The 14,052-nt window shown below is 61.1% G+C and carries 16 protein-coding genes and 1 tRNA gene; 12 read left to right on the top strand and 5 right to left on the bottom strand.

Features of this window, described 5'->3' with window-relative positions:
* Positions 1–74: 74 nt before the first annotated feature.
* The 8 genes from L8F45_RS13390 to L8F45_RS13355 all read left to right on the top strand — a co-directional run bounded on the left by L8F45_RS13390 (position 75) and on the right by L8F45_RS13355 (position 6,301).
* Positions 75–470, top strand: a complete 396-nt coding sequence (locus L8F45_RS13390) for a hypothetical protein (protein ID WP_342358384.1) — start codon at positions 75–77, stop codon at positions 468–470.
* 118 nt (positions 471–588) lie between these two features.
* A tRNA-Phe gene (locus L8F45_RS13385) sits at positions 589–664 on the top strand.
* 185 nt (positions 665–849) lie between these two features.
* Positions 850–2,076 (top strand): tyrosine-type recombinase/integrase, encoded by a 1,227-nt coding sequence (locus L8F45_RS13380; RefSeq protein ID WP_342358383.1) that lies wholly within the window; start codon positions 850–852, stop codon positions 2,074–2,076.
* Positions 2,073–2,831 (top strand): hypothetical protein, encoded by a 759-nt coding sequence (locus tag L8F45_RS13375; protein WP_342358382.1) that lies wholly within the window; start codon positions 2,073–2,075, stop codon positions 2,829–2,831. The genes L8F45_RS13380 and L8F45_RS13375 overlap by 4 nt, the downstream gene beginning before the upstream one ends.
* A gap of 34 nt (positions 2,832–2,865) precedes the next feature.
* Complete coding sequence (locus L8F45_RS13370; protein WP_342358381.1) at positions 2,866–3,081, top strand: helix-turn-helix domain-containing protein; 216 nt, start codon at positions 2,866–2,868, stop codon at positions 3,079–3,081.
* A gap of 81 nt (positions 3,082–3,162) precedes the next feature.
* Positions 3,163–3,402, top strand: coding sequence for a helix-turn-helix domain-containing protein (locus L8F45_RS13365; RefSeq protein WP_342358380.1), 240 nt, complete (start codon positions 3,163–3,165; stop codon positions 3,400–3,402).
* Positions 3,403–3,587: 185 nt separating this feature from the next.
* A complete protein-coding gene (locus L8F45_RS13360; RefSeq protein WP_342358379.1) occupies positions 3,588–5,285 on the top strand; it encodes a tyrosine-type recombinase/integrase in 1,698 nt (565 codons plus the stop codon).
* A complete protein-coding gene (locus L8F45_RS13355) occupies positions 5,282–6,301 on the top strand; it encodes a tyrosine-type recombinase/integrase (RefSeq protein ID WP_342358378.1) in 1,020 nt (339 codons plus the stop codon). Before L8F45_RS13360 ends, L8F45_RS13355 begins: the two co-directional genes overlap by 4 nt.
* On the opposite strand, the gene L8F45_RS13350 is transcribed toward L8F45_RS13355, so the two are convergent.
* Entirely contained in the window at positions 6,285–6,677 is a 393-nt protein-coding gene (locus L8F45_RS13350; protein WP_342358377.1) for a hypothetical protein, read from the bottom strand. The two genes, L8F45_RS13355 and L8F45_RS13350, sit on opposite strands and share 17 nt — an antisense overlap.
* Complete coding sequence (locus L8F45_RS13345) at positions 6,678–7,511, bottom strand: hypothetical protein (protein ID WP_342358376.1); 834 nt, start codon at positions 7,509–7,511, stop codon at positions 6,678–6,680.
* Between the two features lie 188 nt (positions 7,512–7,699).
* Here L8F45_RS13345 and L8F45_RS13340 point away from each other — a divergent pair, with 188 nt between their 5' ends.
* The gene (locus tag L8F45_RS13340; RefSeq protein ID WP_342358375.1) at positions 7,700–7,978 is read left to right on the top strand and encodes a helix-turn-helix domain-containing protein; all 279 of its coding nucleotides are present in this window, start codon (positions 7,700–7,702) and stop codon (positions 7,976–7,978) included.
* Positions 7,979–8,312: 334 nt separating this feature from the next.
* On the opposite strand, the gene L8F45_RS13335 is transcribed toward L8F45_RS13340, so the two are convergent.
* A complete protein-coding gene (locus L8F45_RS13335) occupies positions 8,313–8,534 on the bottom strand; it encodes a hypothetical protein (protein WP_342358374.1) in 222 nt (73 codons plus the stop codon).
* 424 nt (positions 8,535–8,958) lie between these two features.
* On the opposite strand from L8F45_RS13335, the gene L8F45_RS13330 reads away from it, so the two are divergent.
* From L8F45_RS13330 to L8F45_RS13320, 3 genes are all read left to right on the top strand, one after another.
* Positions 8,959–9,201 carry a hypothetical protein gene (locus tag L8F45_RS13330; RefSeq protein ID WP_342358373.1) on the top strand — a complete coding sequence of 81 codons (243 nt, stop codon included), beginning with the start codon at positions 8,959–8,961 and terminating at the stop codon, positions 9,199–9,201.
* 22 nt (positions 9,202–9,223) lie between these two features.
* Positions 9,224–10,192, top strand: coding sequence for a 4-hydroxy-tetrahydrodipicolinate synthase (gene dapA, locus L8F45_RS13325; protein ID WP_342358372.1), 969 nt, complete (start codon positions 9,224–9,226; stop codon positions 10,190–10,192).
* A 555-nt stretch (positions 10,193–10,747) separates the two neighbouring features.
* The gene (locus L8F45_RS13320; RefSeq protein WP_342358371.1) at positions 10,748–11,512 is read left to right on the top strand and encodes a hypothetical protein; all 765 of its coding nucleotides are present in this window, start codon (positions 10,748–10,750) and stop codon (positions 11,510–11,512) included.
* 16 nt (positions 11,513–11,528) lie between these two features.
* On the opposite strand, the gene L8F45_RS13315 is transcribed toward L8F45_RS13320, so the two are convergent.
* Both L8F45_RS13315 and L8F45_RS13310 read right to left on the bottom strand, forming a co-directional pair.
* Positions 11,529–11,783 (bottom strand): hypothetical protein, encoded by a 255-nt coding sequence (locus L8F45_RS13315; protein ID WP_342358370.1) that lies wholly within the window; start codon positions 11,781–11,783, stop codon positions 11,529–11,531.
* Between the two features lie 212 nt (positions 11,784–11,995).
* The gene (locus L8F45_RS13310) at positions 11,996–13,846 is read right to left on the bottom strand and encodes a potassium transporter Kup (protein WP_342358369.1); all 1,851 of its coding nucleotides are present in this window, start codon (positions 13,844–13,846) and stop codon (positions 11,996–11,998) included.
* Positions 13,847–14,052 lie beyond the last annotated feature (206 nt).

Raw genomic sequence — 14,052 nt, 5'->3', positions numbered from 1 at the left:
CCCGCCACATCAGCCGCGAAAGGATCGGGCATCAGAGCCGCGGATGAGCCGCGGCGATTGCCCGGGAGACCCTGATGTCTGTTCTGTCCTCCATCACCCTGCGCCAGGCCCTTGCGCTCGACGCGATCGCAAGCGGCGGCATGGCCGCGCTTCTGCTGGCTGGCGCTGATCTGCTTGAGGGCTGGCTCGGAATTCCCGCCGGCTTCCAGCGCGGCGCGGCGGCCGTCCTTGTTCCCTATGTCGCCTTCGTCGCCTGGCTCGCGATCAGGCCCGAGCCACAGCGGAGTCTCGCCTGGTGCGCCGTCGCGATCAACGCGCTCTGGGTGGTGGAAAGCTTGCTCGTGCTGATGACGGGCTGGTTCCAGCCGACGGCGCTGGGCGTCGCTTTCGTGGTCGGCCAGGCCGCCATCGTCGCGATTCTCGCGGAGCTCCAGATCATGGCCTTGCGCCGCCGCGCCGCGATCGCCTGACGTCCGAGCCCTGTGATTTGGGCCATCCACAAGCCCGCTCCGGCCCTCTCGACAGGGCCGGATCGACCTCCTATACAGCCGGCCGTTCGCGGGCGGCCCTGAGCCGAACCTGCCGCGGGCCCAGGTAGCTCAGTTGGTAGAGCATGCGACTGAAAATCGCAGTGTCGGTGGTTCGATTCCGCCCCTGGGCACCATCTCCTTCTTCGCCAGCATTCAAAATCGTTCGCAACTCTTCGGAAAACCGAGAGAAAACTGGCTTTTAGGCCTCGCGAACCTTCGGCCATATCCGCGACCGTTTGCTTGCAGTCGCTCTTTTTGTTGGTAGGATTCGGCCATTCTCCAACAGGCCTCCCGGCCGACCCAACGACTTCGATTCCCGATGGCTCTGGACGACGTCACGATTCGCGGCACCAAGCCTGAGACAAAGGTGCTCAAGCTGTCGGACGGCGGCGGATTGCAGCTCTGGATCACGCCCACCGGCGCTCGAACATGGCGCTTGGCGTATCGATTTGGCGGTCGTCAGAAGCTGATGCCGGTCGGGGCATATCCTAAGGTGGGATTGAAGGAAGCGCGGAAGGCGAGAGACGCCGCGAAAGCGCTGCTTGAGGACGGGCTTGACCCGGCCGCTGACAGACTGGCCAAGAAGGCCGCAGCGGCGCTCGCCGAACGAGACACGTTTGGTCTTATCGCCGACGAGCTCATTGCGCGCAAAAAAGCTGAGGACCGGGCCGCCGCGACCGTCGCCAAGACGGAGTGGTTGCTCAGCTTTGCGCTGCCCACTCTACGCGACCGGCCGATCGCCGACATCAAGGCGGCTGAGGTGCTGGCCGTCCTGCGCACGGTTGAGGCGCGGGGCCGTCGTGAAAGCGCTCGCCGGCTGCGGAGCGTCGTCGGCGAAGTATTTCGCCTTGCGATAGCAACAGCAAGGGCGGAAAACGATCCAACTTCCGCGTTGCGCGGCGCTTTGTTGGCGCCAAAGACGAAGCATCGCGCGGCCATCATCGAGGCTGCGCCGCTTGGCGGTCTGCTTCGCGCGATCGACGCGTTCGACGGTCAGCCGACGACGCGCGCAGCGCTGCAACTGATGGCGCTTCTCTTCCCACGGCCCGGCGAACTGCGGTTGGCGGAATGGCCAGAATTCGACCTCGAAACTGCTGTTTGGACGATTCCGGGGGCGCGGACGAAGATGCGACGACCACACCGCGTTCCGCTTCCGCCACAAGCGATCGTGATCCTCAAAGATCTGCGCAAAATAACCGGCCGCGGCGTCGCCGGATTGGTATTTCCGGGCGTCCGCACGGTCCGTCGGCCGATTAGCGAAAACACTCTGAATGGCGCACTGCGCGCGATGGGCTTTTCGCAAGAAGCGCACTCGGCGCATGGCTTTCGAAGCAGTTTCTCCACACTGGCGAACGAGTCCGGCCTTTGGTCCCGAGACGCCATCGAACGCGCGCTCGCGCATGTCGAAGAGAACGACGTGCGACGAGCCTACGCTCGAGGTGAGCATTGGGAGGAGCGCGTCCGAATGGCCGCGTGGTGGGGGGAAGAGCTCAATCGATTGCGCCGCAATGGCGGAATGCCGCCCACCCCGAAGCCTGAGCATTGATCGCGAACATGGAACACTTTGGAATAGAAGCAATCAATTGGGAGCAGGTTGCAGAGGCGATTTTGCCGCAGTTGAAGGAGTTGCCTCCGAACACTCGCCATTTGGAATGGGGAATTCTTGAGGCGTGCCAAAGCTATATCGCCGCGACGAGCGAAACTGGCAGTCAACCTACCAAGCAACAGTTGATGGAGGAGAGCAAAAAAATTGCTGGCCGAGCCAGGAAGCTCAGAGATGTACTCAGCCGGGAGAGATCGGATGTTCAGTATGAGCCATGGCCGGGTTTCACTTTGACCGGTTCGACCATAGCAACGATCATCGACAAAGTGGCAGATATCGAGCTGGATTTTCGTGAACTAATCTATGATTTCGACGGACGGCGACCGAATGAGAAAAAGGCGCTTGGCGTGCGACTGTTCCTGCTGGGCAATCAACAGCTTGAGCTCTCTTTGACGTCGACCCGGCCGTCTTCAGCGAGCCGAGCAACGCAGCCCCCGTCGGGGCCGTCGTTCGATTTCGTCCGCGTTGTCATGTCGTTCGTTGGAATAGAGCCCACCCCGACCGAACTTGAAGAATGGTCGAAAGAAGCAAGAAAGCGATCAGCAATTGAGGCCGAAAGGGCGGCGGCTGCTGAAGCGCGAATTGCCTCGCGGATCACGGAGGAAACCTCGAAGATTAGGCAGCACGTGGGTATTAAAGAATGGATCGCCAGAAAAAAATCTGGCGATCCCCGCTTTGCCATTTCCGATCAGGTGTGAAGATTCGCGTGCTGTCGAGAATGGAGACGACAGCATGTCCAGCACAAAAATTGTTTCCGATGATGCGCTGTTTACTGTCAAAGAGGCGAGACAGTTCGTCTCCGCCGGCGTAACGCGCATCTACGAGCTTCTGAATCGCGGTCAGCTCGAAGCCAAGAAGAGCGGGCGCCGCACTCTCATCACTGGCGCCAGCATCAACAACTATCGCGCCGCGATGCCTTTCTATCAGCCTCGCCAGACGGCCACGTAGGTCCGGCTCCAGTTCATCCAGAAAATCCATGACTTTCGCGCGTCTTGTGCGCGCGCTGACGCTTATTCGAACTAGGAGTTGATGATGCGCCGCAAAATCAACAAGCCCCAAAAAGACCCCCAGGACCGGCGCCGCCGCGCGCCTCAATTTGTCAGCCCGCTACTCAACGTCGCAGAGGTGGCGGACTATCTGAGCATGTCCGAAAAGTCGGTCCGCCGGCTGATCGCAGCAGGCACTCTTCCCGAGATCCGCATGGGCAGTGTTATCCGCCTGCGCAAAAGCGATCTCGACGCGTACATCGACCGCTGCGCGGTCTACTAGGAATTGTCCGTCCTTGACCAGAAATGTCCCTGTCTAGCAGGAATTTCCCTAGTTTCGTGAGAACTCACTGCAAGACTTCGTTCCAGTTTCTCTATGGTAGTTCTCACGAATGTCCACACCTGACCACCGCTGACATCCGTGTCCCTTCCTGACCTCACGGGACTTTCACGAAAGGACCTCCGACTGTGAAAAACAATACTTCCAGCCTTACGACAAATCTCACGTTACTCGACGTTCTCTCGAGTCTGAGGGCAGGTTACTTTTCGCCGACCCGGCGGCGAGACCTGATTTCCTCCGTCAAACGCGTCGCCGAGATGCTCAACCTCCCGCCCGATCGCATTCCGGCCTGCGTTCCCTATCTGCGCGAGAAGATCATCGGCATCTCCGCCGGGCGATACAATATAGTCCCGCGGACGCTGCAGACCCTCACCTCAAATTTTTTCGCGGCGATTTCGGCGACACGGGAAGGTGCGATGCTCCGAACAGCGCAAGAACCGTTGACGCCGTCGTGGATCGCACTTGTGGGCGCTTTGCCCGATCGTCGCAGCAAACACGCCCTGTCGCGCCTCAGCCGCTACTGCTCGTCCAGATTGATCGACCCGGCGTCGCTCACACCTGCTCTTTTTGCGGAGTTCGAGCACGCGGTGCATATCCGAACGCGGGCGAAAGACCCGACCGCAGTGTCGAAAAAGGCGCGCCTCGCCTGGAATCGCCTCGCCGCCGCCCAGCCGGAGCTCGGTTTGAGCCTGATCCCGGTCGAGCGGCGAGCGCCGAAACTCATCCCGTGGCTTGCATTTTGCACGACTTTCACCGACGAGGTCGCCGTCTACTGCGCCTGGCTCTCGGTCACAGATCGCTTCGACGATAATGCGCGGCGCAGTCCGCTCAGGCCGGGCAGCATCCGACTCCGCCGCCAGATCATCCAAGCTGCAGCCACCGCCTTGGTGCAATCCGGCGTTCCTGTTGCCTCGGTCACCTGTCTCGCGTGCCTGACCACTCCCGAGGCTTTCAAGGCGATCATGCGCGTGCGCTGTCTCGAGCTGAAGAACGCGCCGAACGCCCACAACATGCAGATTGCGAAGGGGTTGCTGGCTATCGCGCGCGAATGGACGAAGCCGGGGGACGACGATCTCAGTGCGCTAAAGGCAGCCTTTGGCCGAGTGCCGAAACCGAAGCCGGGGATGACAGCGAAGAATTGGGAGCTTCTCCGGAAATTCGATGATCCGGACATTGTTCAGCAGTACCTGGCTGCGCCTCAAAGGGAATTCGCGCGAGCCTTGACGATGAAATCAGCAGGGCCAGCTCTTGTCGCTGCGCAAGCTGCGCTAACCTTGGCGGTTTTGAGCGACTATCCCTTGCGGTTGTTTAACCTGACCCATCTCGAATTTGGCCGCACGCTCGATCTTCGCGGGGACACGGCTGTTGTGGACATTCCGCCCGAGGAAACTAAAACGGGCGAGAGACAATGTGCTGCGCTTTCGACGGAGACATCGAAGATGTTGCAGCGCTACCATTCGGAAATTGCGCCGGCGGCGCTCGGCCGGTCGCCTCGCTACGTCTTTTGCAATCGGGACGGCACGCGGAAGGCTCCAGCAACCGTCGAAAACCTCTTCACGAAGTTGGTCAAAAAGGAAGTGGGAATTCATATGACGCCGCACGAGACGCGTCATGTGAGCGCCAAGTTTATGTTGGCCGAGAATCCAGGAGGCCACGAGGAAGTCCGGCAGCTTTTGGGGCATGCCTCAAGCAAGACGACGGCGACTTACTATGCCCCTCTCGACACTGCTCGAGCCGCTCAACGACACCAGGACGCCTTGGCCAGAGCGCGCGAATCTCTGATGAACTCGGATCGCGAGCGCGCGCGCCGGACGGTGAAGTCATGAAACCGAGCTTTCTTCGCTTCGCTTTTTGGCCTGTTCCCTATCGAAAGGCATGGGATCGCGCGTTTCAGACGACCGAAGATATCTTTGGCGACAGTGGCCCTGCCGCCCATCTGTCTGGCGGATCGCGCAGGACCCTGCTCTATGCGCTGGGAACCTATCTGGGCTTCTTGAAATCGAATGCGAGTCAAGTCTTCGGGTTAACGCCTCCGCAAATCGTCACCGCCGACCTCGCACGCGAGTATTCTCAGGCGCTCGAGCCCAGCCATCGACTGCAATCCGTCGGCATACGATTGCGCGGGCTTCGTCATGCATGCCGCTCAATGTATCCGAACGAGAACTGGGATTTTCTGCTGCGCATTGCCTCGCGCTATCAACATGCTGGCGTCAAGCGTCACCGGTTTGCGCTCGACATCGCCGAGATATCGGCTGAGTCTATTCGCCAGCTCGATCGGCTGCGCCTGCTTCCTCCGACAAAGTTGCTCTCCCTAGAGTATCGCGACTGGCTGATTGTCGCGCTCGTTTGCGAAATGCCGCTTCGGCGACGGAATATCGCACAGATCATGATCGACAAGCATCTGCGCCGATCCGGAACGCGCTGGTCGCTTTTCTTCGAAGGCAGTGAAACGAAAAACCACGAGCCGATTGAGGGACCGCTCCCCATCTACTTGTCGGATCTGATCGATGACTACCTCGCCCGATGGCGGCCGCTCATTCCGGGCGCTTCGAAACACGCCGGTCTTTGGGCTTCCTCAAAGGGCGTGCCGATTAAGGCGGGTAAGGTCTTCGAAATCGTCAAGCTGCGGACGGGCCACCCGCCGCATGAGTTTCGGAAAGGCGCAGGTTCGTTCCACGCGCGACATGGAGATGTCGCTATCGCAAAAGACCTCCTCGCGCATGCCGATCAGCGAACAACAGAGATGCACTATGTCGAACGCGACACGTTTCGCGCCGCGAGAAAACTACAGGAGGTCCTTCGCCGACAGCGCGAACGGGCCGCTCCTAGTTCATCTCCGTGATGATCGTTGCGATGGCCACGCCGTCACGAACCACCGCTACACCTGCCAGACCGGTTTTCATTTTCCAGGATTCCGCTGGGCTGCTGAACAGCCAGATTTCGTCCGAGGGCTTCATCGCGGAAGTCAATTCATTCCAGCGGGTGTTAAGATGGCAAAATGGCGCACCCTCCCAGTCGTGCAGCTTTTCAGCTTCGCGCTTGCTTATCGCTGCTCTAAGCCATGACAAGGGAATGGCGGACTGACCCGGCGACCTTGATCCAACATGCTGTCGCGGGGAAGGCAGCGGTTTGGCAGCACGAGTTCTGATCAGTAGGTCGTCGAGGTCGCATTCGTCGCTGAATCGCGCCCTCATTTCGCGCCAGAGCCGCGAAATCACTTAGCGCGCCCAGTTCAAAGTCTTGCGCGCAGAGCGAAGGAGACGGCCTTCACAATCGTAGATTTTCTCCTCTGCCTTTTCGAGCGCGGTAAGACGCGCCTGCCCGGCAGCCGTGATGACGCGATCGTAGTAATTGCCTTTAAGATTGAGCTTCTCCAGGAGTTCTGGTCTTGAAAGCGCCCCGCACGACGCTTTGAACCACTCGGACAAGCTCGGGGCGCGATAGAGACTGTATCCGCCTTCCTCTTCCGTCCACGTCCCGTAATCGGAGACCCAAAGAATGTCATTCGATCCCGTTGAAATCAGCGCGTCCACGACACGAGAGGGCACCTCCATCTTTCCTAGATAGCTCACCATGGCATCTAGCGCGCGACGGTATTCGTCCGACGCTTGTTGCGGCGATGTTGACTGAAACTGTTTGTCCTCACGAAATGGGCGATGCAGGCCCACGTCTCCCGATCGATTGATTCCGCCGAACCAGATGAGTGCACAGGCGCTCGCACAACGGCAACCTTCGGCTGTGGTGCATACCTCTGTGCCCCTGGCAATTCCATGCCGCCACTTCCCACCAAGCCGAAATGGCGCCTCTGTGTCGAGCAGCCGAGCTCGGATGAGGTTACCGATCGCGAGAGCTTCGACAACGGAGCCTCCTGGGGAAGCGACATAGACCTTGTCTACCTCAGCCGGCGGACGAGCTTGGAGAATTGCTTCCAGTTTTGACAGATCACCGCTTTCAATCCGGCCACGGATTTCGATGCTGTGACACGGATATTCTCCTAATGGCAGGCACGTGATTTCGGCGCTGCTCGCGACGCTGACACCAAAGAGCGCCATTCCGACCAAACTTGCGATGATACACAGCCGCCGCGGTGGTCGAATTAGGGTCAGACTCGCACGCCAATGTCCCATGATCAGCCCCCTAAGCCCAATACCCGAATGGTCGCAATGATGCGGCGGGGCTGGGTCTAATTATGGGACTATACCCCGTGGTTTGATTGTCCTCAAGATGGTCGCCTTCGCCGATGCAAGCGCAGGCGAGAATCGCTTGGAATTTGAGACGATTGCGCGTGGAGCGAGGCGTTTCTCAGGAGGCGCTGGCTGCTGATGCGGACGTCGATCGCAGCTATCTTGGGCGGCTTGAGAGAAAGCTCGAAAATCCCACCATTCTGTTGCTTGAGAGGTTGGCGACGGCTCTCAACGTTGATTTGACAGATTTACTTGTCGCTCCGCCTAAGGGGGCCAAACCTCCCAGGCCTCTGCAAGCAGGGCGCAAGGTTAAACGACTACCGCGGACAGGGTGACGGAAGATCATTTCCTTCGAGCTAGCACGGAGCTCCAAGCATTGCTCCGACAAGTGCAGAAGCTTCCTGCTTGGATTGGGCGTCTGGTTATGACCCTGAGCGGACCTACATCGGCCAAAATGAGCTCCGGAAAGAAGACATTCGTTCCGATGCGAATTCGTGACCCATAGCTGCCGATCATTGGGTTGAAAGTGTTCCTGGAAACGGACGTTCGCTTCAAGCGGTGAATCTGGTGCAGGGCCGTTGAGTTCGCGGACGATGACGCGATTGCTTCTTCGCTCGCACACTGCCTTTAATTCTCCTACACGCGCGGCGGCTTGAGATCGTGGGCGCTTTAGCGGTTTCTCAACTCTGTTCGCGACCGCCAGATCGCAACAACGGCCCAGATCGCCTCGATCAAACCAAAAGGCCAAGCACCTTGCATGAAACCGTATGCAGAGCGTAACGCACAAGCTCCTGCGAATGCCAAAATGCGCCAAGGCGAACGGTCTTCAAATGCGTAGAAGACCAGCATGGCTGTGACGGCAAAAAAACCAAACGCGGAAAGGCGATCCACCCTCCAAGAATATCGACTGGAGCGGCTGGCAAGACGTCAAATATCGCCAATCATCTGGAAGCCGCCTTGCCACGGTAGTGTGCTGGGAGTTCTGCGCGACTATATACAGAAATTGCGGCGATATTAACAACTTTCCTATTTCTCTTCTTCCGCCTCCCGCTCGAATCTTTAGGCCGCCGTCATCATCCTAAGGCCAGCGCCACAAGCGCGCATGGTCGAACGGATATGTCACCCATCATCCATACCGCAGCGTTTCACAGGCGGCCGCGTCCGGACTTCAGTTCGCGTCGGCGGCGCCTGCGGGCTGAAAGCCTTAACGCCACGGGAGGCGTGATCCTGCTCATCGCGATCCTTGCAATCGCGCTGGAATGGCTCACGCGCGCCTGACCGGGACACTCCTTCGATCTCCAACGAGGAATCCAACATGGGTCAATCGCTTTACGCCGGCCATCCGGCCGCCAATGATGTCCTGTTCTTCATCGGCCTCGACGCCGACCGCCGATGGATCGCGCGCGACAATCGCGGACTGGCCGGCGGCGTGTTCGTCGATAAGGCGTCGGCGCTCAAATTCGCGATGTTCGAGAGCGACCATCATCCGCACGCGGTGCTGATGGTGCCCGACCACGTCACGCTCAACCTGACAGGCGCGTTGCCGCGACTGGGCTGAGCCGCAAAGGCGGAGCCTGAACATGGACCCGATCATCGCGCGGCTGCGCGGCCTGGTGACGATGGCGGCGACGCCGTTCACGCGGAACGGCATCGATGAAGAGAAATTCGCCGCGTTCGTCGAATGGCAGATTTCCGCCGGCGCTGACGGGATCATCGTCGGCGGGCAGACTGGCGAAGCCTCGACCCTGACGCAAGCAGAGCGCGAAAGACTGCTGCGAACAGCGGTCGAAACAGGCCGCAAGCGCGCGCCCATCGTCGGCGCCGTGATTGCGAACGGAACGGATCATGCCGTCGAACTCGCAAAGGCTGCGAGCGCCTGCGGCGCCGATGCGATCGCGATCACGACGCCCTATTACAACAAACCCACGCAGGACGGCGTCTTTCGTCATTTCGAAGCGGTCGCGCGCGTAGTCGACTCAGCCCTGCTGATCCTCAACGATCCCGCTCGCGCGGCGATCGACGTGAAACTGGAGACAATGACGAGGCTCGCCGCGATTCCCTCGATCGCGGGCGTCATCGAAATGGCGGGCGACGCCGAGCGCGCATCTGACATCGCTCGCCTGTTCGGAAACCGCTTCATTCAACTCTGCGGCCGCGACACGGCCGCTCTCGCCTTCAGCGGCGCGGGTGGAATAGGCTGGGTGTCATCCATCGCGAATGTCGCGCCGGATTTATGCGCGAGTCTCGTCGCCGCCTGTCGTCGTCGCGACGAACGAGAGGCGCACGCAATCCAGCGGCTTCTCGCTCCCGTGATGGAATCGCTGGCGCTGGAGACCGAACCCGCCGCTATCAAGCATCTGCTGGCGATCGCACATGGTTGGAGCGCAGAGGTGCGACTGCCGCTCGCGCCAGTCTCGCGCGCCGCGGCGGAAAGGCTCGATCGCGCGTTCGCCGCATTGAGGAACGTGGCGACGCGCGCTGCGACTTCGACGCGATCCTCCCCGGAGCGAGGCTTTCCAAGGCGCGCGGTCGCAGCGATAGCGCGCTGACTGACAACCGAATTCAGCTTCGCGCGCCGGATTCCTATGAGATTCCTATTTCTCGGGCGTATCCGCCTTATTGAGCCCCTATGTCGACGCGCCTAGATCATCGGCGGCGTCCGGACGTCTCCGGATCGCGCGCAATCGCCGCCCGCCCGGCGGGAGACTCTCATGTGGCTCATCACGCAACTCAACGCCCTGATCAGCGACAACTGCCTCGCGCATGGACGTCGCTTGACGCAGGCTCCAAAGCTCCCGCGCCAAACGTCAGGCCAGTCGGAAACCAGTCGCCGGCCGGTCGCGCCGCAGCGCCCTCCGAAGGAGTGAACGGCGAACTCCGCGCCGTCACCGTGCGATGCCCGATCTGCGCAGCCGAATTTCACGCGATGATCACAGACTCCGTCGCCGCGGTTTACGCCGCGCCCCACGGCCGCTCCTGCCCCGGGAAATCCGAGCACTGGAAGGATTGCGTCAACTTTCTTCATGCGGTGGGAGCCTTGTCGCCGAAAGAGAAGTCGCGCGCGAAAGAGCGGCGGCGTGCGAACGCGGGATCGACGTCGGGCGATGAACACGCTCCCTTCCATCGGCGCTGAACTCGCGCGCTGCCGCAAGCTCGGCGCGCTGAGCGAGATCGAACTCGTCGACATTTCCTCGCTGGCCGCCGCCGAAGAGATTCAGGCCGAGGCGCTCGAGAGTTTCGACGGCAAGCTCAGGGGCTATGCTCTCAATGGCGCGGACATGCGCACGCGCCGTGCGATCGGTTGCGATGCGCCCGTGTTCTGCCCGATCGGCGGAGATGAAATCAGATCGAGCGAAGAGCGCTATCGCCTGCCCTATGGCGTTCTCGGCGCCGGCGCGGGCTTCGCCTTCACCTTCGGGCGCGAATACCCGTCGCGGAGCGACGAGATGTCGCCAACGCTCGCCGGCTCGATCGTGACCTGCCAACCCGTGATCCAGCTTGTGGGACGCCGTCTGCACGGATCAATCCCGCTCGACCAGCGCACGGCGATGGCTGACTTCGGATTGAATGTCGCAACCTTTGTTGGCCCCGCGATCGGCGACTGGCGGTCGCTCGATCTCGCGGCGGTAGAGATCGAAGCCTCCATCAATGGCGCAAGGCTGATGACGGGCCGCGGCGGCGAGCTGATGGGCCATCCCTTCAACGCCGTGCAATGGCTGTGCGACGAACTTGCCGCGCGCGGGCGGCAGATCGAAGCCGGAGAGATGGTCGCGGTTGGAAGCTGTTTCGGCCTGCTCCAGGTGACGCCGGGTCAGACTCTCGTTGTCGATTTCGATCATCGCGCGCAGGTGAGCGCCCAATTCGAGTGAGGCGAGGCCGCCCCGCTCATCTCACGAGCTTCGCCGCGTGCGAAATCAGCGCGAAGATCACAGCTTCATCCCAGTGATTGAGCGTCGCCGAGAAAGGGCGCTCCTTCCTGATGATCGCGACGCCGATGCAGGCGACGCAGAAGAGGAAAGCGATCGGCTGCACCACAGGCGTCGCTTGGTCGCGCCCGGCGATCGCGATCCAGAGCAGAAACGAGAGCCGGATGGCGCAGCGGGTTAGCGTCCAGACCGATTGTGCAATTCGTTCATTCATGAGGGCGCGCCGGAGGGCGTCTGGTAGTCTAAGCATGGTGGCGTAAAAATTCAGGAGGGAGCGCGATGCGCCGATATAGTGGTCGGCTATCGTTGCTTTTGGGCTGAATCAGTACTGAGCCAGCGTCCCCGGCCTATGGTGATCTTCTGCGCGTTAGCCGTGCGATCGATCACCGCGGCATCGCGATCGTTTTCCTTGTTGCATTTCAAAGGTCAGATTTCGACCTGACTGCCCAACTCCACCACCCTGTTCACCGGCAGCTTGAAGAAGGACATGGGCGTTTCCGAATTGCGCACCATCGCCGCGAACAGATGCTCGCGCCACAGCGCCATGCCGGGCTTGCTCGTCGGCACCAAAGTCTGCCGGCTGAGGAAATAGGCAGCCATCATCGGATCAAAGCCGCTGACTTTGCCAAGCGCCGCGGGCACGTCGGGGCTTTCCGCGAATCCGTAGAGGATGACCACGCGCGCAAATCCGCCGCCAAGCTCCTCGATTGTCATGCGCCGCTCGGGCTCGACGACGGGGGTGAGCGCCGTCTCGATCGTCACCAGCAGAATGCGCTCATGCAGCACGAGATTGTTCTTGAGATTGTGCAGCAGCGCCGGCGGCACGCCCTCCTTGTCCGAGGTGAGATAGACGGCGGTGGCGCGCACGCGATGCACTTTCGCGGTCGATCTCTGGAACACGTCGACGGGGATGGTCTCGGACGCAAGGCGGCGATTGAGGAGCTGGCGGCCGCGGCGCCAGGTCGCGAACAGCAGCACCAGCACGGCGGCGATCGCGACGGGCAGCCAGCCGCCATCGAGGAATTTCGTCGCCGAGGCCGCGAACAGCCCGGCGTCGAGAATCAGCAGGATCGCATAGACCGGCGCGGCCCAGAGCGGATTCCAGCGCCAGATGCGGAACACGACGAAGCCGATCATGAGCGTCGTCAGCACCATGGTCGCGGTGACGGCGAGGCCGAAGGCGGCGGCGAGCGCGCCGGAATTCTTGAACCCGAGCACGAGCGCAATCACCATCACGAACAGCAGCGCATTGACCGCCGGCGCATAGATCTGGCCGCGTTCCTCATGCGAAGTGTGGGTGAAGCGGAAGCGCGGGAGATAGCCGAGCTGCACCGCCTGCTGCGTCACGGAGAAGGCGCCGCTGATGATCGACTGACTGGCGATCACCGTCGCGGCCGTGGCGAGCAGCAGCAGCGGGACAAGCAGCCAGGACGGCCCGAGCAGATAGAAGGGCGAGCGGATGGCGCTCGCATCGGCAAGCACCAGAGCCGATTGTCCGGCGTAGCACGCAAGCAGCGCGGGCAGCGCGAGCCACAGCCATGCCTTCGAGATCGCTGAACGGCCGAAATGGCCCATGTCGGCATAGAGCGCCTCGGCCCCGGTGACGGCGAGCACGACGGTGCCCAGCGTGAAGAAGGCGCCGAAGGGATCGGCGAGAAAAAATCCGGCCGCATAGGCCGGATTGAATGCGGCGAGGATGCCGGGATTGCGGATGATCTGGACGAGGCCAAGAACAAGGATCGTCAGGAACCAGAGCGCCATCACCGGTCCGAACAGGCCGCCGATGCGCTCCGTGCCGAAGCGCTGCACCGCGAACAGCACGACGATGATCACGAGCGTGACGGGGATGATCCAGGCGGCGAAGCGCTCATCGATCAGCGTCAGCCCCTCGACTGCGGACAGGATCGAGATGGCCGGCGTGATGATCGCATCGCCATAGAACAAGGCCGTCGCGGTCAGCGCCGCGGCGCCGATATAGGGCAGCGCCGGCGAGGTGCGGGCGACGCGCTCGATCAGCGCCAGCAGGGCGAAGCTGCCGCCTTCGCCGCGATTGTCGGCGCGCATGGTCACGAAGACATATTTGACGGTGACGACGAGGATCAGCGCCCAGACCAGCATCGACAGCACGCCGAACACATGGAACCGGTCGAGCGGCAGCCCGTGATGTCCGATGAAGCTTTCGCGGAAAGCATAAAGCGGGCTTGTGCCGATGTCCCCAAAGACGACGCCCATCGCGCCAAGGATGAGTTTCGGGCGGGGGCTTTGCGAGGGCTGCATCACGTGAAAGCTAACGGGCGCCGCAAGAGGCGCCAATAGCTCTGGCTGGATTTTCGACGACCAATCGGGATAGAGCCGGCTGTCGATGGCAAAGGAGGAATGCGCACGCTATTCCATTGAATGCGGCGCTGACATGTCGGCCTGAAACCGCCCTTTAGCCGAGAGAGGTCAGGAGCACGCGAAAGGGCTCGCAAATGTCGAGTCGA

Source organism: Terrirubrum flagellatum (assembly GCF_022059845.1).
GTDB lineage: Bacteria > Pseudomonadota > Alphaproteobacteria > Rhizobiales > Beijerinckiaceae > Terrirubrum > Terrirubrum flagellatum.
Note: the sequence above shows the minus strand (reverse complement) of the source record. Positions and strands in the feature narration are given on the sequence as shown.